Genomic DNA, 17,963 nt, shown 5'->3' with positions numbered 1-17,963 from the left:
CTATAATTAGTATAGGGGGAGAGAGAGCCCCGTGGCCGCAATCCTCGCACGGTCAACAATCCGTCAGAGGGAAATTCGTTCGCCGATCGCGACCTACGGCGATGGAGGAGGTGTCTCATGGTTAATCATGTTTGGGGACTTTTGGCGCATCCAAGCACCGAGTTCGAACACATTAAAAGCGAGAACGAAAGCGTCTCGCACCTTTACACCCACCACGTGCTGCTGCTGGCGGCGATCCCTGTGGTCTGCGCCTTTATCGGCACCACCCAGTTGGGCTGGCTCTCCGGCGAAGGGCATGCGATCCGGCTCGATATGTTTACCGCATTTTATACCGCAGTGGCGTTTTACCTGTTGATGCTGGCGGGTGTGGCGATCATGGGGAAAGTGATCCACTGGATGGCGCGGCGTTATGAAGCACGCCCGAGTTTGCACCGCTGCATGGTGTTTGCCGGCTATGTTGCTACCCCGATGTTCCTGAGTGGTATAGTCGCGCTCTATCCCGTCGTGTGGCTATGCCTGTTTGTCGGCGTGATTGGCCTGTGTTATTCGGGCTATCTGCTGAATCTGGGGATTCCCCACTTCCTGAATATCGACAGTAAAGAAGGTTTTATTTTTTCCAGCTCCACTTTTGCCATCGGCATCCTGCTGCTTGAGTTTTTGCTCGGGGTAACGGTGCTGCTGTGGGGGTATGGTTCCTGGTTATTTTGAAAAGTCTGTTTTGATATTGCCCCTCATGCCACCCGGCATGAGGGGCTTTTGCGTTTTACGGTTTACGGAACACCAGCATTACGCCGAGTACGATGGCCGCCATGCCCAGCATACTCATTGCCGCCAGCGCATGGCCGAGCAACAGGTAGTCCAACAGAGCGGTGACCGCCGGGATCAGGTAAAACAGGCTGGTGACCTGCACCAGATTGCCGCGTTGGATCAGCCGGTACAGCAAGAAGGTGGCCAGCACGGAAATTACCACCGCCATCCACAGCAGCGGAACGATAAGCGCCATGCTCCACTCGACCCGCAGCGGCTCGAACGGTAACACCAGCGTGCACATCAGCAACCCGATGGCGTACTGCAGCGGCAACACCGCCAGCGGCGGCTGACTCATGCCTTTTTGCAGCAATGTGCCGGCGGTCATGCAGCCCAGCGCGATAAAGGCGCAGAGCATGCCGGGCAGGGAGAAGTGGGCGATCGCCAGGCTTTGGTACACCACCAGCGTCAGCCCGGCCATCGCCAGCAGCAAGCCGAGGCCGCGCAGCCCGGAACAACGGCGTTCGGTAATGAACTGGGTGAGTATCGGCTGTACGCCGAGCAGCGTCGCCAGCACGCCGGGCGTGATGCCCTGTTCCAGTGCCAGCAGATAGCTAATCTGGTAACTGCCAATCATCAGCAACCCGATCAGCGCTACGCGCCAGCGGGTGCCGCGAGCGGGCAGACATTGCCGCTGCCACAGGCCGATCGCCAGCAGCAGCGCCAGAGCGATGGCGCAGCGGAAGAACAGGAAGGCAAAGGCGGAGGCATGCTCCAGCCCCCAGCGGGAGAAAATTGCGCCGCTGCTCCAAAGCAGGACGAACAGCGTAGCCAGGCCGGCATTGGCCCATTGAGTGATAAATCGCATTCGGTTTCACCTGTCGTGAAAATAACAAGCTCCAGCACGCGCAACGGCCTACGCCTGAGCGCAAATAAAGAAAGCTGGAGGTAAAATTCGGTTTGGCTTAGCGCACAACCACAGAGCGTGGCGGGTAAGCGGCAACCGCAGTGACGACAGAGAAAACGGCAGGAGGGGCGGAAGATGCGCACAGCTGAACGACGGCCGGAAGCGGCGTGTTCGTTGGGTCTGTGGTGTGCGCAAACTGAGCCATTGATATTCCTGAAAGCAGGGAGTGATTAACGGATCAAAGATAGTGAAGTTCGGCGGGAGGCGCAACATAAACTTAACGCCTCCCGCCGAGATTGCGGTTTAGCTTTTGCTCACCACCACCAGTTTCTGGTTTACAAACTCTTTGATCCCCAGATCCGACAGTTCACGGCCGAAGCCGGAACGCTTCACGCCGCCAAAAGGCAGCTCGGGTGCGGTGTCGGTCAACGAGTTGATATACACCATGCCGGTTTCGATGCGCGAGGCCAGCTTTTTGGCGCGCTCGATATCCGTGCTGAAGATAGCGCCACCGAGGCCGTAGTGGGAGTCATTGGCCAGTTTGACGATCTCGTCGTCATCCTTGACCACATAGATCTGCGCCACCGGGCCGAAGAACTCTTCGAAGTACGCCGGGTTGTCACGGCCGATGTGGGTCAGTATCGTCGGTTCGAAGAAGTTGCCGTCATGCGGTATCGGCTTGCCGCCGTAATGCAGTTTGGCGCCGTTTTGCACTGCGGCGTCGACCTGTTTGGCCAGGCCCTCCAGCGCTTCGCGGGAAGACAGCGGCCCCAAGGTGGTGGTTTCATCCAACGGATCGCCGATTTTCACCGCGCGGAAATGCTCGGTAAAGGCCTGCAGGAAGGATTCCGCCACTTTTTCTTGCACGATAAAACGTTTGGCTGCGGTACAAACCTGGCCGGCATTGCTCAACCGCGCCTGCGCGCCGATCTTGGCGGCTCTGGCGATATCGCTGTCGTCCAGCACCACGAATACGTCGTTGCCGCCCAGCTCCAGCGTAGACTTTTTCAGTGCCTTCGCCGCCTGCGCGGCCACTATGCTACCGGCTTTTTCCGAGCCGGTCAGCGCCACGCCCTGCACCCGGTCGTCGGCGATGACGTTCGCCACCTGTTGCTGCGAAATATACAGATTGGTGTAGGCGCCTTGCGGTGCGCCGGCCTCGGCGACCAATTGTTCAAAGGCCTGCGCGCAGTGCGGCACTATGCCGGCATGCTTCACCAGCACCGGATTGCCGGCGGCCAGGTTGGGGGCCAGCACGCGCATCAACTGGTAGAACGGGAAGTTCCAGGGTTCTACCGCCATCAGTACGCCGATCGGATGATGCTCCACCCAGGCTTCGCCTAGGCTGGATTCATAGCGCACTGGCGCGAGAAATTTTTTGGCGTTGTCGGCATAGTAGCGGGCGATCTGGGCACAGAGTTGCACTTCGCCGCGGCTTTGCGCGATCAACTTGCCCATTTCCCGGCTGGCGATTTTCGCCAGTTCCTCGACCCGGCTCTCCATCAGGTCCGCCAGTTTGTGCAGCACCGGCAGCCGCTGGTCGATATCGCCCTTGGCCCAGCCGGAGCGATACAGCGCATCAGCCTTTGCCAATGCCTGCTCTACCTGCTGGTCAGTATGCGGCGTGTACTCTTTGATAAGTTGGTTGTTAAAAGGGTTTACCGTTTGGTATGGCATGAAGAGTTCCTCTCGTCGCGGATGGTGACGCATGACATACGCCTTGAACGGCGCAGCAAAAGCGGCTGCACCGGTCTTTAAGTCTAGACGATAGGGGGATGTGGGCCGAAGATGCAGAAGGGAACTTCGGCTTTGCCCCCGCATGCCGGGGGCGCGGGCCGAAAGCGGAAATGTTACCGGGTATTGCCGGCCCAATGTTTCCGCTTGCTGGTCTTGCCGAGACCGGGGTTAAAGCTGTTGGTCGGATCGGCAGATTGGTAGAACGCTTGCAGATCGGGCTTGGCGTGGTAGAGATGGCCGACGTTATGCTCGGCCGGGTATTCTGCGCCGCGCCGGTCGAGGATCGCCAGCATTTGTTCTTTCAGCGCGTGGCTGTCGACGCCTTTTTTCACCACGTAATCCTGGTGGAATACGTGGCACATAAAATGGCCGTAATAGAGTTTGTGCACCAGTTGGCTGTCGATTTCCGGCGGCAGGGTTTCAAACCACTCGGTATCGTTGCGGCGCAGCGCAATATCCAGCGCCAGAATATCCTCTACCTTGTCGGCATGCACCGCATGGTAGCGCACCGCCGCGCCGGCGGCGGCGAAACGGTGCAGGAAGGCCTTTTTGCCTTCGTCTGCGGTGCAGGCGAAAAATGCGCCCTTGGCCTGGGCAAAGTACTGGCTCAGATACCGCTGCGCTTCGTCGACGCCAGGGCCGGCCATTTTCAGCAGCAGGTGATGTTCAAAGCGTTCTCGATACTCTTTCATCCGCTTCGGCAGATGGCTGGGGGCCAGGTGGCTCAGGCCCTGCATCAGCCGGTCGGTCAGGTTGTGCGGCAGCAGCGGCAGTTTGTTGAAGCTGGCGTCCACGCGGCCTTTCAGGGTGAAGAAACGCGGCATTTGATCGGTGCCGAGCTTGTCGATCATCATAAAGGTGTCTTTGCCGTACACTTCGGCGATATCGAAAATATCGCGGTGCATGTATTCGCCGGCCACCGGCAGATTGTCGAATTTGCCGAGCATATGGCGGCGCAGCTCGGTCAACACGGCGGTGTCGTTGGTGCCGATATAAAATACCTGCTCTTTGCCTTCTTTCTCGAAGGTGTCCAGGCGTACCGCAAACACCGCCAGCTTGCCGGCGCAGCCGGAGGCCTCGAACAGGCGCCGTTTATCCGCGTTGAAGCGGGACGGGGTATCGGCATCGACGTCGCGCACCCGGCTGGCGTATTCGTTGTCGGAGGCGCGCAGTTCGCCGTGCTCGACGTCCTCCGGCCGGTAGTCGGCTTTCTCCAGCCGGGTAAGGATCTCTTCCGGCGTGTCGCCGAGTTTAATCCCCAGATGGTTCACCAGCCGCAGTTGGCCGTCTTTACCCAACTGGGCGTACAGCGCCATTTCGGTGTAGGCCGGGCCGCGTTTCACCAGCGAACCGCCGGAGTTATTGCACACGCCGCCAATAACCGAAGCGCCGATGCAGGAAGAGCCGATCACCGAATGCGGCTCTCGGCCGTAGGGTTTCAGCAACTTTTCCAGTTGATTGAGGGTGCTGCCGGGGAAGCCGACCACCTGTTTGCCGTTGTCCAGCACCTGCACGTGATCGAGCCGCAGGGTGCTGACGATGACGATATCGCGGTCATAATCGTTGCCGCTGGGCGTCGAGCCTTCGGTCAGGCCGGTGTTCGCCGCCTGCATGATGACGATTTTGTCGGCGGCCACGCAGGCCTCCAGTATCCGCCACAGCTGCAACAGGCGGGTAGGGAACACCACCGCCAGCGCTTTGCCTTCGCCGGAGCGGAACCCCTTGCGATAACGTTCGGTGCTGCGTTCGCCGGTCAGCAGCTGCGGGCCGCCGACGATGTCTTTGAGCTGAGCGAGAAATGCCTGGTTACCTGACTGCGTCATGCCGATCTCCCTGTCATACCTGTCGTCTTTCAAACGGCGGCGCGCTTACCCCAGAGGACGAAGATATTCGTCTCGATTAGCGTGGGCACCGCATGCTGCGCCCCTGCATGACCAGTGGTTCTTGCCGTTACCGCCGTTTGAAATCCATCGGGTAAATTAATTTAGTCGTTTGTTGGCTTAATGATTTGTTAGCTTAATAACTTATTGGCTTGGTAGCTTAATAGCGTTCTGCGTACCCGGCCTGGCGCTCTTCGTCACGCAGCGTCAGGATTTCCACGCCGTCTGCGGTAACCGCCACGGTGTGCTCCCATTGGGCAGACAGCTTTTTGTCGCGGGTCACCACCGTCCAGCCGTCTTTCTTCTGCTTGATCCGGTGGTCGCCCTGGTTAATCATGGGTTCGATGGTAAATACCATCCCTTCCTGCAACACCATACCGGTGCCCGGCTGGCCGAAGTGCAGCACCGCCGGCTCTTCGTGCATATCGCGGCCGATGCCGTGGCCACAGTATTCACGCACGATGCTGTAACCGGCCTGTTCCGCGTGCTGCTGAATGGCATGACCGATATCCCCCAAGGTTGCGCCAGGTTTTACCGCGCGGATGCCTTGCCACAGGGACTCATACACGTTGTTCACCAGCCGTTTGGCCAATGGCGTAGTCTGGCCGATACAGTACATCTTGCTGGAGTCGGCAATGTAACCGCCGTTTTCCAGCGTAATGTCGACGTTAACGATCATGCCGGAACGCAGGATTTTGCTGGCCGAAGGAATGCCGTGGCAAATCACGTCGTCGATCGAGGTATTCAGCACGTAAGGGAAATCGTACTGGCCCTTGCTGGCCGGGCGCGATTTCAACTCATCGACGATAAAGGCTTCGGCGCGATCGTTAATTTCCATGGTCGACATACCTTCGACAATCACCCCATCGAGCATAGCAAACACCTTGGCCAGCAGTGCGCCAGAGTGACGCATTTTGGCGATCTCTTCCGGCGTTTTGATCACAATCTGTTTCACCCGACAATCTCCTTCAGCGTCAGCGCGTTATCTTTCATCATTTTTTTTACCAGTTGGGGGTAGGTCAATTCTGGATGGAACTCCGCCAGCATGCCGATCTTGATCCAGTATTCCGCCTGCGCGTTGATCGAACGCGTCATCGTCAGGCTGGCGAGGCGCAGATCGTCATGCAGCGCATCTGAAATTTTCACAATGCCCATAGGCTGCTCCTTAAAGGAATAATATACGAAGTGTATATGGTTTGGATGGTGGGGATTGTACATTCCGTGGCATAAGAAGTTTCCTGATGACAACGATTGCCGCCATCGGGCAATGCGTTTATTGTGATAAACGACTTTTTTTGCATGATTTTTCAGAAGGATTCAGGGCGTGACTAAATTACGGGTTGGGGTGATCTTTGGCGGTAAATCGGCTGAGCATGAGGTGTCTCTGCAGTCGGCAAAAAACATTGTGGACGCTATCGACAAAGAGAAGTTTGACGTCACGCTGCTGGGGATCGACAAGCAGGGACAATGGCACATTAACGATGCTTCCAATTACCTGCTGAATGCGGAAAACCCGGCGCTGATCGCGCTGAACCGCTCAAATAAAAATGTGGCGCTGATCCCCGGTCAGGAGAAACAGCAACTGATTGAGGCGAGCAGTGCCGGCGCACTGGGCCAGCTCGACGTGGTATTCCCGATCGTACACGGCACGCTGGGCGAAGACGGTTCACTGCAGGGGCTGTTGCGGATGGCCAATATGCCGTTCGTCGGTGCTGGCGTGTTGGGTTCGGCGGTCAGCATGGACAAAGACGTCACCAAACGCCTGCTGCGCGATGCCGGGCTGGCGGTTGCCCCCTTTGTCACCCTGACGCGCACCAATCGCAGCAAATACGATTTCGATCAGCTTAGCGAACGTTTGGGCCTGCCGTTGTTTATCAAACCGGCTAACCAGGGCTCTTCGGTGGGGGTCAGCAAGGTGCAGGATCGGGCCGGCTTTGACGCCGCTTTGGCGCTGGCGTTCAGCTTCGATCACAAGGTGCTGGTGGAGTCGGCGATTGTCGGCCGCGAGATTGAGTGCGCGGTGTTGGGCAATGACGAACCGCAGGCCAGCCTGTGTGGTGAAATCGTGCTGAGCGACGCTTTCTACTCTTACGACACCAAATACATCAACGAGCAGGGCGCGCAGGTAGTGGTGCCGGCAGAGATCGCACCGGAAGTCAGCGACAAAATTCGCGACGTGGCGCTAAAAGCGTTCCGGGCACTGGAATGCTTCGGCCTGGCGCGCGTTGACGTGTTCCTGACGCCGGACAACAACGTGGTGATTAACGAGATCAACACGCTGCCGGGCTTCACCAATATCAGCATGTATCCCAAACTGTGGGCAGCCAGCGGCGTCAGCTACAGCAAGCTGATTACCCGGTTGATCGAGCTGGCGCTTGAACGCCATCAGCAAGATCGCGCGCTTAACAGTTCGGTGTTCGAGCGGTAATAATCGGATATTTCTCGCGTTGTTTTTTGGTAAAAAGGTATTTATGAGGCTGGTCCAAGGGAGTTCCAGCCTCATAAAAGTTATCACGTTCATCTTTTTGTTCTTAAGGGCAGGTAATACCCGAAGGTTCTTAAGGGAAAAAATTGTTGTTATCTAGTCTCAGTTAAAAGGAATTCCTGATACTAATGCACTATAGAATGCACTACGACGAAGTGCTTCCTGACGACGGTTGTGGTTGGGAGCGCAAGCGTTTTACCTATGATCGAGCAACGCATTATTCTTATAAGTTTATGGTATCGGGTGAGTTTTATTCTGTGGTAGCCCGACATATAAACTCAGAACGTGAGCTTAACCAATTAGGGTATGCACTTCCTCAAGACTGTAGTTTTCCTGATCCTCTCATGGCGGAAGTTTATTTTGACCGCTTTCATGATATTGAATCATTTGGTAATTTTTTCCATTACTCCAGCAAGGGACTGGGAAATGGAACTGTATTGCTCAATGTTGCATCACTTATGCTGGAGCACTACAATACTTTCAATCTCGGTGGTTTTGTTTTTCAAGCGGCTCTCCCCTCTCAAACCGGAGCTAAGCGACAGGCAGATCTGGTTGAGATTTATGATTGTTTGCTTGGGTTGAGCACAACACCCCGTGTTAATGTCAAAACGGGAAGGTTGAAAAAGAGCATTACACCGCTTCTGCCACCTAACATGAGAGCCTTTAAGTCAACTTCGACGGGGAGGGATTATGTCATCATCTGCTAAAGTTGTTGCCCGTGAAGTGACTGTCGAAATGGTCATGAGCAGGCATCGTAAGACTATGAAGAGTTTACTCGTAGCGGAGACAGAACGTCTGCTTTGCGGAACTTCCGGGGTTTACGGAAAAGACGGTGAGGCCGACGTGACTGATAATAAACTGAGCACGCGAGCTTCAATGAGTGAGTTACGCCGTAAGCTGAAAGCTTAAGTTTTTAAGGTGAAAATGGCTCCAGTTAGTAACGGAGCCATTTTTATCGGCCAGACAGAGGTAGACTAAAAGATACATTCCCCAGCGTCACCTTACTCATTGTGAACGGCCTGAGGGAGGCGCTTATTTCACCGTCACGTCGATATCGCCAAAATACTTCTTCGCCAGCTCGGTCACGGTGCCTTGCTGCTTCACTTTCACGATCGCGTCGTTCAGCTTTTTCTTCAATTCGTCATCCCCTTTGCGCAGACCGAAGGCAATGCCTTCACCGAGGATCTTGTCATCGCTGACCGCATCGCCGACGAAGGCGAAGCCCTTGCCGTCCGGGCGCGCCAGGAAACCGCTTTGCCCTGACGGCGCCATCACCAGGGTGGCGTCGAGGCGGCCGGCGGTCAGGTCAAGGTACGCCTGGTTTTGATCCTGATAGGACACCACGTCCACGCCCTGCGGCGCCCAGTGGGATTTGGCGTAGGTTTCCTGAATAGATCCTTGCAGCACGCCGACGTGTTTGCCCGCCAGCGATTTGGCGTTGGGCAGCAGGCCGCTGTCGGTTTTGGCGATCAGGCGGTTCGGCACTTGATAGATGGAGTCGGTAAAGTCAATTGCCTGGCGGCGCTGGTCGGTGACGTTCATCGCCGAGTTGATGGCGTCAAACTTGCGTGCCTTCAACGCCGGGATCAGGCTGTCGAACGAGGTCTCGACCCAACTGCACTTCAACTGGGCGGCGGCGCAGACCGCGTTACCCAGATCGATATCGAAGCCTTCCAGCGTGCCGCTGGCGGATTTGGATTCGAACGGCGGATACAGCGCTTCCAGGCCGAAGCGCAGCGTATTTTCCGCCGCCAGAGAGGAACCGGCGGCCAGCAGGCAGCCCACAGCGATCAGCGTTTTCAGTGATTTCATAGTCAGTGCCTTTTTCCCATGGTCAAACCAAAAGTGAATGCATTACACCTGACACAGACGGCGTGCGCCTTCCAGCAGGGTTTCGTTATCTTTTGAAAAACTCAGCCGGATGATGCCGGTGTCGGTCCCGTCGCTGTAAAACGCAGACAGCGGGATAGTCGCGACTTTCGCTTCACGGATTAAACGCACCGCAAAATCGTTGTCGCTTTCGCTGCTGAAACCGCTAAAGCGGGCCAGCATAAAGAAACTGCCACGGCTGGGTAATAATTCAAAGCGCGAATCTTGCAAAGCGCTGGCCAGCAAATCGCGTTTTTGCTGATAGAAATCCGCCAGCCCCAGATAGCTTTGCGGATTGCCCAGCGCTTCGGCGAAGGCGTATTGCATCGGCGTATCGGCGGAGAACACCATAAACTGGTGTACCTTGCGGATCTCATCCATCAGCGCCGCCGGCGCCATGCAGTAACCGACGCGCCAGCCGGTAACGTGATAGGTTTTGCCAAACGACGACACAATCACGCTGCGTTCGGCCAATTGCGGGTGGCGCGCCATGCTGTGGTGGATATCGCCGTCGAATACCACGTGTTCGTAAACCTCGTCGGACAGGATAACGATATCGGTATTGCGTGTCAGAGCGGTCAGGCGCTCAATGTCATGCTCGCCGAACACGCTGCCGGTTGGGTTATGCGGGCTGTTGACGATGATCATCCGCGTTTTGCTATTGATGGCGGCGGCGACTTCGTCCCAGTCAATGTGCAAGTCCTGCAACGACAGCTTGATGGCTATCGGCGTGGCGCCTTGCAGGCGGACAATCGGCGCGTAGCTGTCGAACGCCGGTTCGAAATAAATCACCTCATCGCCCGGGTGCACCAGCGCACTGATGGCGGAATACAATCCTTCGCTGGCGCTGGCGATGACCGTGATTTCTTCGTCGGCGTCATAACGTGCGCCATACAATCGTTCAACTTTATCCGCCAACGCAGCGCGCAATGCGGCCACGCCACTCATCGGCGCGTACTGGTTATGACCTGCGCGCATGGCTTGCGCCACCGCCTCAACCAGTTGCGGTTGGCAGGCGAAGTTCGGTGCGCCCTGCGACAGGTTCAGTGCCTGATGTTCCGCGCTGAGCTGGCCGATTACGGTGAAAATGGTGGTGCCGACATCCGGCAATTTCGAGCGTTGTGAGCAGGCGCTCTGCATGATTGGCTCCTGGAAAAAGGGGAGAAGTATTGATTGATTAAGCATCAGTGCCGGTAGGCGGACAAGGGAATGTTTGTCATACTAGCCATGAGTTAAAATCATGGCTAACCGAGGCCCGCTATGCAGACATCTCTGCCGTCGCTCGACGTTTTGAAAACTTTTGTGGTGGTGGCTCAGCGCCTTAATTTCACTCATGCCGCCCAGACACTGCACCTGACGCAAGGCGCGGTCAGCCGTCAGATCCTCGGGCTGGAGCAGCATCTGGGCTATCCGCTGTTCAGCCGCCGGGCGCGCGGGCTGACGCTGACCCCACAGGGTGCCATGCTGCTGGCGCCGGTGCAGCAGGCGCTGGGGCAACTGGGCGAGGCGTTGGCGCGGATTGGGGCGCAGCCGGGCACCTTGCGCATCAAGTGCCCGACCTGCGCCATGCGCTGGGTATTGCCGCGTATTATCCGATTGCAAAACGAACGCCCGGAAATGCATATCGAACTGACCGCCTCGGTATCGCACGGGTTGGATTTCAGCGCAGAGCACTTCGATGCTGCGGTGGTGTTCGGTCAACCGCAGGGCAAAAAGCTGGCGGTGCATCATCTGTTCGATGAAATCCTCACGCCGGTCTGCACGCCGTCTTACCTTCCCGATTTAGCCCGCCCGCCAACCCCGGCCGATCTGGCGGAGAAAACCCTGCTGCATCCCACGCGCGATCGCCGCGACTGGCTGCTGTGGCTGAAGGCGGCGGGGCTGGAGACGCTGCCCTCCGGCAAGGCGCAGCATTTTGATACTCTGGATCTGGCGATGAGTGCCGCGTTGCAAGGTTTTGGCATCGCCATCGGCGACTTGTGCCTGCTGGAGGAAGATATCCAGGCGCAGCGCGTCGTTACGCCGTTCCCGCTCAGCGTGGTCAGCGGCGCGGCCTACTATTTGGTCTATCCTGAACGGGCGATGATGCCCGCGACATTAGCCACGCTGGTCAATTTTCTGGGCGAAGAGGCGGCGCAAAGCCGCGCCCGGCTGCAAAATGGCTTATCCGCCTCCGCTAACAGCTTGTAACCTTTAACATTACAAATTATTTCTGCGGTGAAAAAGAGTATGTCACACTGCTTTTTCACTTTGACTAATCCTCCCCGTCGCCGGCTGCGGCGGGAACATGCCTGAGACAAAAAATATGAAATGGCTTTGTGTGGTGAGTTTGCTGTCCGGCCTGGCCATCAGCCCGGTTTTTGCGCAGGAGAACGGTGCGGCGCAAGGAGTTAATGCCCAACAGCGCGATGCTTTCGTTTCCAACCTGATGAAACAGATGACGCTGGAAGAAAAAATCGGTCAGTTGCGTTTAATCAGCGTCGGACCGGATAACCCGAAAGAAGCGATCCGCGACAGTATCAGCAAGGGCCAGATTGGCGCTATTTTCAACACCGTCACCCGGCCGGATATCCGCGCGATGCAGGATCAGGCCATGCAACTCAGCCGCTTGAAAATCCCGCTGTTCTTCGCCTACGACGTGGTGCACGGTCAACGCACCGTCTTCCCGATCAGCCTGGGGCTGGCGGCCAGTTTTGATCTCGAAGCCATCGCGCTCAGCGGCCGGGTATCGGCGCAGGAAGCCAGCGATGACGGCCTGAACATGACCTTCTCGCCGATGGTCGATATCACCCGCGATCCGCGCTGGGGCCGAGTATCGGAAGGTTTCGGCGAAGACACCTGGCTGGTGTCCAAAATTGCCAAAGTGATGGTCGATGCTTACCAGAACGGTGACCCGTCCCAGCCTGGCTCAGTGATGGCCAGCGTTAAACACTTCGCGCTGTACGGCGCCACCGAAGGCGGCCGCGATTACAACACCGTCGATATGAGCCCGCTGAGAATGCATCAGGACTATTTGCCGCCGTATAAGGCAGCGGTAGACGCCGGCAGCGGTGGGGTGATGGTATCGCTCAACTCGATCAACGGTATTCCTGCCACCGCCAACCCGTGGTTGCTGAAAGATCTGTTGCGCAGCCAGTGGGGCTTTGGCGGCATCACCATCAGCGACCACGGCGCGATTAAAGAGCTGATCAAGCACGGCGTAGCCGAAGATGCGCGCGATGCGGTGCGGCTGGCGATCACCTCGGGTGTCGACATGAGCATGAGCGACGAATACTACGACCAATACCTGCCGGGGCTGGTGAAGGACGGGCTGGTTTCGGAAAGCGACATCGATCGCGCCTGCCGCGACGTGCTGAACACCAAATATGACATGGGCCTGTTCAAAGACCCTTATAACCACCTTGGCCCGGTAGGCTCGGATCCGCAGGACACCAATGCCGAAAGCCGTCTGCACCGCGCCGAAGCGCGCGTAGTAGCGCGCAAAACTCTGGTGCTGCTGAAGAATGACAAGCAGACGCTGCCGTTGAGCAAGCAAGACACCATTGCGCTGGTAGGGCCGATGGCCGACAGCCAGCGTGATGTGATGGGCAGTTGGTCGGCGGCCGGCGTGGTCAAACAGTCGGTGACTCTTCGTCAGGGGCTGGAGCATGCGGTGGGCGACAAGGCGAAGATCCTCTATGCCAAAGGCGCCAACATTACCCAGGACAAAAGTATTATCGACTATCTGAATGAGTATGAGCCGGCGGTGGTGTTTGATACCCGTCCGCCGCAGCAGATGATTGATGAAGCGGTACAGGCGGCCAGGCAGGCCGATGTCGTGGTAGCGGTAGTGGGTGAGGCGCAGGGCATGGCGCACGAAGCTTCCAGCCGCGCCGATATCACTATTCCGCAAAGCCAACGGGATCTGATCGCCGCGCTGAAGGCGACCGGCAAGCCGCTGGTGTTGGTGCTGATGAATGGCCGGCCGTTGGCGCTGAGCTGGGAAAGCCAGCAGGCGGATGCGATGCTGGAAACCTGGTACAGCGGCACCGAGGGTGGCAATGCGGTGGCCGACGTGTTGTTCGGCGACTACAACCCGTCGGGCAAGCTGCCGATGACCTTCCCGCGTTCTGTCGGCCAGATCCCGATGTATTACAACCATCTGAATACCGGCCGGCCGTTCGGCAAGGAAAACCCAGGCAAGTACACGTCGCGTTACTTCGACTCGCCTAACGGCCCGCTGTATCCCTTTGGTTACGGCCTGAGTTACACCACCTTCAGCCTGTCGGATCTCAAGCTTTCCAGCCCGACGATGGCGCGCAACGGTAAACTGACCGCCAGCGTCACATTGAAGAATACCGGCAAATATGACGGTGCTACCCTGGTGCAGTTATACGTACAGGATGTCACCGCATCGGTCAGCCGCCCGGTGAAAGAGCTGCGCAACTTCAAAAAGGTGATGCTGAAAGCCGGCCAGTCGCAACAAGTGGAGCTGCCGATCACTGAAGAGGATCTCAAGTTCTATAACGCCAGCCTGAAATGGGGCGCGGAGCCGGGTAAGTTCAACGTGTTTGTCGGCCTGGATTCCGACAACGTACAGGCGCAAAGCTTTACGCTGCAGTAAATCGTATCGCCCTCTCTTACTGCGGTAAGAGAGGGTTTTCTATCTTTTCAATTCCTGCGCGAAATCAGAGTCATCATTCAAATACCCGCTGCGGGTAACCAGCAGCATAGCTCTGTTTGTCGAAAATGGGCAGATGTGGTCCTGATGCCGACACCGGGCACCATTCCCGGCATATCGCAGAAAAAGTTGGCCCCGTTGATGGCGTTTATCCAACAACGGAGCGCGTAGGCTATGAGCGCTACCGGGCCTTTCGGCCCGGTAAGCCGCTATCAAAATAGCGGAGTGGTGCTTTCGGCCAGGAAAGCCAACAGCGCTTTGGTGACCGCTTCCGGGTTTTCTTTGTTGCTGATATGGCCCGCCCCGGGGATCAGCACATGTTCGCAGCCAAGGATATCCGCCATTCGCTGGCCTTCTGCCGGCGGGCGCGGTTTATCCAGCTCGCCGGTGATCACCAGGGTTGTTGCGGTAATTTTTTCCAGCAGCGCCAGTTTATCGGGACGGCCGAAGATCATTTTGCCCAGCGGCACTATGCTGTTGCGCAGAAGGTCGGCGGGCAGGCTTTGCAAATGCTCAATCAATGGTTGCAACAGCGATGCGGGGACATTGTCGGAGTAAAACTGTGCGGCAATGTATTCCAGTAACGGTGAGGTGATCGCCCCTGCCTGATCGACGGCGTCCAGCATGGCGAAATAGCGCTGGCGCTCCTCAGGCGTTTCGTCGCCCATATAACTGTCCAGCAGCACCAGCACCTTAACCCGCTCGGGCGCCACTGCCGCTAACTCGGCACCCCACATGCCGCCGACCGACAAACCGACGATGCCGAATTCTTGGATGCCGAGCTGATCCATCAGCGCCAGATGGTCGGCGGCGATATCCGACAGGCTGGTGTGCGAAGCCGGTAGCTGCGGCGATTCGCCGTGCCCCCAGAGATCCGGAACGATAACGCGATAATGTTCGGCCAGCGCATCAAGCTGCGGCTCCCACATATGCCGATCGAACAGATAGCTGTGGCCAAGTAATAACGGGAAACCTGAGCCGATATCCAGGTAATTAAACTGCTTATCCGTAGTTTGCATATTATATGCTTCCTTGTTAAGTAGGGGGTGTCTTGACCTATTTATAATATCATGCTGATTTTATCAAATGGCGTTAATTTATCTTCGCAAAACCTTATTTTTAATTATTTATCGCTCAGAAAATGAATGCAAGTTAGGGTTTCGGTATAATATTCTGGCCGTTTATTGCCGGCTGATTTATGCTGGCCACTCTTTGGTGAAGGAAGTATTGAACATGGAGTGGTGATGAAAAGGTTTCTAAAGTTATCAATTATCTTGCTTGTTATTTTGATCCTGGCAGTGGTGTTATGGTTTTTCTTCGGGCGTGGCAATCAGGATGCGTTGTGGCAGATTGTCAGCCAACAGTGCGTACCCAACCAGCAACAGAATAACGACCCGGATCCTTGCTTAAAGGTTGATTTAAAAGAAGGTTATGTGCTGTTTAAAGACAGTAAAGGTCCTTATCACGATCTGGCGATGCCAACCGAAAAAATCAGCGGTATTGAGAGCCCAGAGTTGCAAACGGAACACACGCCGCCTTATTTTTCCCAGGCCTGGGAAAATCGCAGCCATATATCCACAGAGCTGGGAAAACCGCTAAAAGATACCTGGTTATCGTTGGCGATAAATTCGAGATATGGCCGCTCCCAAAATCAGTTGCATATCCATATCGCCTGCCTGCGTCAGGACGTATATAAACAGCTTGGGGAACAAGCGAAGCATATAGATCAAAACTGGCGGCCGCTGGCGGAAAAACTGGTCGGCCATCAGTATTTGGCCAGAAAATTGGTTGGCGTTGATTTAACCAAAGAAGACCCGTTCAGGCTGCTGCAGCAATATGTTGTCGGGCAGGGTGATGATATGGCCAATTATGGGCTGGCGCTGGCAGTGAGCCCAGAAGGTGAGATGATTTTGCTGGCCAACCGTTTAAAATTGACCGACCTGAATCTGGGGTCCGCAGGCGAGATCCAGGATTACCAGTGTGCAGTTGCCGGTAATGGGTTGTAATTCCTGTCATTGTTAGCCTGCCAACTTATTAAGCTGGCAGGCTATCAGGTTAATTACAGCTTTTTCAGCAACTGCAGCAGATGTTCTTCGCTTTTTTCGGCCAGCCCGTCAATGGCCAGCTTGATGATGTCGGAACGGGTAATGCGTACCACGCCATTGCGTGCCGCCTGCACAATGATTTCATCGATGGTGTCGACGTGGTTATCGGTCAGGCTGACCGAAATCGCCTTATAGGTGCGTTTACGGCCCTGTGGCTTGGTTTCGGCAACGGGGGTAATCAGGGTATGCGACGTGGCGCTGTTGATAAACTCGTCTTCCGACATGCGGTGAGTTGGGGTGCGCTTTTTCACAGGATCACCTCTTTCACCAGGCTTTCGATTTCCGCCTGCGCCTTGGCGTTGTGCGCCTCGTGTACGGTAATCGCCTCACCCCAGGCATCGCGGTAAATCTTGCGGTCGCACAGGCGGTTGCTGACCAGGGTAAATTCCGGATATTCGCTCAGCACCTGTGCCGCTTCGTTGGCTTCGTTAATAAAGATATTGGTCGGGCACATGTTCAGCACGATGTAGCCTTTCACCTTCTCGTTATATTCCTGCGCGGTGGAGAACATTTCCGACAGATAACCGATGGTGTCGAGATCCATCTGCGATGGGCGCAGCGGGGAGAGGAACAGATCTGCGGCCAGCAGGCCGGAGCGCAGTTCGGCGCTGTCGCGGCCGGCGGTGTCGACAATCACATAATCGTAATGACGATCCAATTCCAGCAGGGTTTCTTTGATTTTTCCCGAGGCGGCGACTACCGGGATATGCGGCAGGCCCTCCACATTCTGGCGATCGTTATACCAGGTCATGATTGATTTCTGATCGTCAGCATCGACGATGATGGCGGTTTTCCCCTGTTTGAGGATCAGATATCCGGCGATATTGACCGCCTTGGTCGATTTTCCTACGCCACCTTTTTGCGAGCCAATCAAAACAATCATGCTGCCATCTCTCAGGTTATCAAGATGCTAACTGGTTAAGCTGATGGCTTATTAAGTTAGTATCTTATCAGGTTGATAATTAAACAGGTTAACAAGAACAACTTATGGACAATATGCACCAACCGTGGCCGCTTGCCAAGCCAGTATGCTGTTAACTTTGCAGCTTATTTTGCTGGTAACTTATCAAGTGGGTAAGTAGGAATGCTCTGGGAAATGGTGTTGAGGGAGGGATTATTTGCTTTTTTATTAGCTTAATAAGTTGCTAGCTTGCTTGTTTTTTGCGGATGCGACAGCGCGCATCCGCAGCGGCAGCATTACTTTTTCAACATCGATTTCAGGTTGGCGAACGGATTATGGGTCGCAACGCCGACATCTTTTTGCGCGTCTTCACCGGCGATCACCGTTGAACCGTACTGGTCTGCTTCGGTGTACTTGGAGTGTTCATGGTCGTGGCAGTACAGGCACAACATTTCCCAGTTGCTGCCATCTTCCGGGTTGTTGCTGTGGTCGTGATCGATATGGTGAACCGTCAGCTCGCGCAGGTTGGAGTAAACGAATTCGCGCGAGCAGCGCCCACAGACCCACGGGAAAATTTTCAGCGCTTTTTCGCGGTAGCCGGTCTCCAGCCTTGCGTAGTTTTTGGGAATATATGCCATGGTGAGTGCCTGTAGAATGATAACAATATTACGT

Annotated in this window: 18 protein-coding genes; 7 read left to right on the top strand and 11 right to left on the bottom strand. The window is 55.9% G+C overall.

Features of this window, described 5'->3' with window-relative positions; translation table 11 throughout:
* The first annotated feature begins 117 nt into the window (after nucleotides 1-117).
* Nucleotides 118-708, top strand: coding sequence for a Yip1 family protein (locus D4100_RS07760; protein ID WP_004941995.1), 591 nt, complete (start codon nucleotides 118-120; stop codon nucleotides 706-708).
* Between the two features lie 55 nt (nucleotides 709-763).
* On the opposite strand, the gene D4100_RS07755 is transcribed toward D4100_RS07760, so the two are convergent.
* The 5 genes from D4100_RS07755 to D4100_RS07735 all read right to left on the bottom strand — a co-directional run bounded on the left by D4100_RS07755 (nucleotide 764) and on the right by D4100_RS07735 (nucleotide 6,426).
* Nucleotides 764-1,615, bottom strand: a complete 852-nt coding sequence (locus D4100_RS07755) for a DMT family transporter (RefSeq protein WP_065506035.1) — start codon at nucleotides 1,613-1,615, stop codon at nucleotides 764-766.
* A gap of 342 nt (nucleotides 1,616-1,957) precedes the next feature.
* Complete coding sequence (locus D4100_RS07750) at nucleotides 1,958-3,331, bottom strand: NAD-dependent succinate-semialdehyde dehydrogenase (RefSeq protein ID WP_119803900.1); 1,374 nt, start codon at nucleotides 3,329-3,331, stop codon at nucleotides 1,958-1,960.
* Nucleotides 3,332-3,504: 173 nt separating this feature from the next.
* Nucleotides 3,505-5,214 carry a D-lactate dehydrogenase gene (gene dld, locus D4100_RS07745; RefSeq protein ID WP_119803898.1) on the bottom strand — a complete coding sequence of 570 codons (1,710 nt, stop codon included), beginning with the start codon at nucleotides 5,212-5,214 and terminating at the stop codon, nucleotides 3,505-3,507.
* Between the two features lie 217 nt (nucleotides 5,215-5,431).
* Nucleotides 5,432-6,226, bottom strand: coding sequence for a type I methionyl aminopeptidase (gene map, locus D4100_RS07740; RefSeq protein ID WP_065506038.1), 795 nt, complete (start codon nucleotides 6,224-6,226; stop codon nucleotides 5,432-5,434).
* On the bottom strand, nucleotides 6,223-6,426 hold the full coding sequence (locus D4100_RS07735; RefSeq protein ID WP_006324220.1) for a ParD-like family protein: 204 nt from the start codon (nucleotides 6,424-6,426) through the stop codon (nucleotides 6,223-6,225). The genes map and D4100_RS07735 overlap by 4 nt, the downstream gene beginning before the upstream one ends.
* 169 nt (nucleotides 6,427-6,595) lie before the next feature.
* Between D4100_RS07735 and ddlA the strand changes: the two genes are divergently transcribed.
* The 3 genes from ddlA (at nucleotide 6,596) to D4100_RS25590 (ending at nucleotide 8,665) form a co-directional block, all read left to right on the top strand.
* Complete coding sequence (gene ddlA, locus D4100_RS07730) at nucleotides 6,596-7,699, top strand: D-alanine--D-alanine ligase (RefSeq protein ID WP_065506040.1); 1,104 nt, start codon at nucleotides 6,596-6,598, stop codon at nucleotides 7,697-7,699.
* A gap of 197 nt (nucleotides 7,700-7,896) precedes the next feature.
* Nucleotides 7,897-8,463 (top strand): hypothetical protein, encoded by a 567-nt coding sequence (locus D4100_RS07725; protein WP_147417747.1) that lies wholly within the window; start codon nucleotides 7,897-7,899, stop codon nucleotides 8,461-8,463.
* Nucleotides 8,447-8,665, top strand: a complete 219-nt coding sequence (locus D4100_RS25590; protein WP_147417746.1) for a hypothetical protein — start codon at nucleotides 8,447-8,449, stop codon at nucleotides 8,663-8,665. The genes D4100_RS07725 and D4100_RS25590 overlap by 17 nt, the downstream gene beginning before the upstream one ends.
* Before the next feature lie 123 nt (nucleotides 8,666-8,788).
* Here D4100_RS25590 and D4100_RS07720 read toward each other — a convergent pair whose 3' ends face one another.
* Together D4100_RS07720 and D4100_RS07715 are read right to left on the bottom strand one after the other, a co-directional pair.
* Entirely contained in the window at nucleotides 8,789-9,568 is a 780-nt protein-coding gene (locus D4100_RS07720; protein ID WP_119803894.1) for an ABC transporter substrate-binding protein, read from the bottom strand.
* Nucleotides 9,569-9,610: 42 nt separating this feature from the next.
* Nucleotides 9,611-10,765: a pyridoxal phosphate-dependent aminotransferase gene (locus D4100_RS07715; protein WP_065506043.1), complete on the bottom strand. Its 1,155-nt coding sequence runs from the start codon at nucleotides 10,763-10,765 to the stop codon at nucleotides 9,611-9,613.
* A 120-nt stretch (nucleotides 10,766-10,885) separates the two neighbouring features.
* Here D4100_RS07715 and D4100_RS07710 point away from each other — a divergent pair, with 120 nt between their 5' ends.
* Together D4100_RS07710 and bglX are read left to right on the top strand one after the other, a co-directional pair.
* A complete protein-coding gene (locus tag D4100_RS07710; RefSeq protein ID WP_119803893.1) occupies nucleotides 10,886-11,815 on the top strand; it encodes a LysR substrate-binding domain-containing protein in 930 nt (309 codons plus the stop codon).
* Between the two features lie 115 nt (nucleotides 11,816-11,930).
* Nucleotides 11,931-14,228, top strand: coding sequence for a beta-glucosidase BglX (bglX, locus tag D4100_RS07705; protein WP_119803891.1), 2,298 nt, complete (start codon nucleotides 11,931-11,933; stop codon nucleotides 14,226-14,228).
* A 269-nt stretch (nucleotides 14,229-14,497) separates the two neighbouring features.
* Here bglX and D4100_RS07700 read toward each other — a convergent pair whose 3' ends face one another.
* Nucleotides 14,498-15,304: an alpha/beta fold hydrolase gene (locus D4100_RS07700; RefSeq protein WP_119803889.1), complete on the bottom strand. Its 807-nt coding sequence runs from the start codon at nucleotides 15,302-15,304 to the stop codon at nucleotides 14,498-14,500.
* Between the two features lie 225 nt (nucleotides 15,305-15,529).
* Between D4100_RS07700 and D4100_RS07695 the strand changes: the two genes are divergently transcribed.
* A complete protein-coding gene (locus tag D4100_RS07695) occupies nucleotides 15,530-16,291 on the top strand; it encodes a CDP-diacylglycerol diphosphatase (protein WP_065506047.1) in 762 nt (253 codons plus the stop codon).
* A 53-nt stretch (nucleotides 16,292-16,344) separates the two neighbouring features.
* Here D4100_RS07695 and D4100_RS07690 read toward each other — a convergent pair whose 3' ends face one another.
* The 3 genes from D4100_RS07690 to yajD form a co-directional block, all read right to left on the bottom strand.
* Nucleotides 16,345-16,641, bottom strand: a complete 297-nt coding sequence (locus D4100_RS07690; RefSeq protein ID WP_065506048.1) for a hypothetical protein — start codon at nucleotides 16,639-16,641, stop codon at nucleotides 16,345-16,347.
* Complete coding sequence (locus tag D4100_RS07685) at nucleotides 16,638-17,273, bottom strand: division plane positioning ATPase MipZ (protein ID WP_065506049.1); 636 nt, start codon at nucleotides 17,271-17,273, stop codon at nucleotides 16,638-16,640. The genes D4100_RS07690 and D4100_RS07685 overlap by 4 nt, the downstream gene beginning before the upstream one ends.
* A gap of 314 nt (nucleotides 17,274-17,587) precedes the next feature.
* Nucleotides 17,588-17,929: an HNH nuclease YajD gene (gene yajD / locus D4100_RS07680; protein ID WP_004942039.1), complete on the bottom strand. Its 342-nt coding sequence runs from the start codon at nucleotides 17,927-17,929 to the stop codon at nucleotides 17,588-17,590.
* Nucleotides 17,930-17,963 lie beyond the last annotated feature (34 nt).

The organism is Serratia inhibens (assembly GCF_003591175.1).
GTDB classification, from domain to species: domain Bacteria; phylum Pseudomonadota; class Gammaproteobacteria; order Enterobacterales; family Enterobacteriaceae; genus Serratia; species Serratia inhibens.
Note: the sequence above shows the minus strand (reverse complement) of the source record. Positions and strands in the feature narration are given on the sequence as shown.

Excerpts from the sequence above, each read along its gene's own strand:
- D4100_RS07720 (WP_119803894.1), bottom strand. The coding sequence starts at position 9,568 with ATGAAATCACTGAAAACGCTGATCGCTGTGGGCTGCCTGCTGGCCGCC.
- dld (WP_119803898.1), bottom strand. The coding sequence starts at position 5,214 with ATGACGCAGTCAGGTAACCAGGCATTTCTCGCTCAGCTCAAAGACATC.
- bglX (WP_119803891.1), top strand. The coding sequence starts at position 11,931 with ATGAAATGGCTTTGTGTGGTGAGTTTGCTGTCCGGCCTGGCCATCAGC.
- D4100_RS07760 (WP_004941995.1), top strand. The coding sequence starts at position 118 with ATGGTTAATCATGTTTGGGGACTTTTGGCGCATCCAAGCACCGAGTTC.
- D4100_RS25590 (WP_147417746.1), top strand. The coding sequence starts at position 8,447 with ATGTCATCATCTGCTAAAGTTGTTGCCCGTGAAGTGACTGTCGAAATG.
- yajD (WP_004942039.1), bottom strand. The coding sequence starts at position 17,929 with ATGGCATATATTCCCAAAAACTACGCAAGGCTGGAGACCGGCTACCGC.
- D4100_RS07735 (WP_006324220.1), bottom strand. The coding sequence starts at position 6,426 with ATGGGCATTGTGAAAATTTCAGATGCGCTGCATGACGATCTGCGCCTC.
- D4100_RS07710 (WP_119803893.1), top strand. The coding sequence starts at position 10,886 with ATGCAGACATCTCTGCCGTCGCTCGACGTTTTGAAAACTTTTGTGGTG.
- D4100_RS07715 (WP_065506043.1), bottom strand. The coding sequence starts at position 10,765 with ATGCAGAGCGCCTGCTCACAACGCTCGAAATTGCCGGATGTCGGCACC.
- D4100_RS07695 (WP_065506047.1), top strand. The coding sequence starts at position 15,530 with ATGAAAAGGTTTCTAAAGTTATCAATTATCTTGCTTGTTATTTTGATC.
- D4100_RS07750 (WP_119803900.1), bottom strand. The coding sequence starts at position 3,331 with ATGCCATACCAAACGGTAAACCCTTTTAACAACCAACTTATCAAAGAG.
- D4100_RS07755 (WP_065506035.1), bottom strand. The coding sequence starts at position 1,615 with ATGCGATTTATCACTCAATGGGCCAATGCCGGCCTGGCTACGCTGTTC.
- D4100_RS07685 (WP_065506049.1), bottom strand. The coding sequence starts at position 17,273 with ATGATTGTTTTGATTGGCTCGCAAAAAGGTGGCGTAGGAAAATCGACC.
- D4100_RS07725 (WP_147417747.1), top strand. The coding sequence starts at position 7,897 with ATGCACTACGACGAAGTGCTTCCTGACGACGGTTGTGGTTGGGAGCGC.
- D4100_RS07700 (WP_119803889.1), bottom strand. The coding sequence starts at position 15,304 with ATGCAAACTACGGATAAGCAGTTTAATTACCTGGATATCGGCTCAGGT.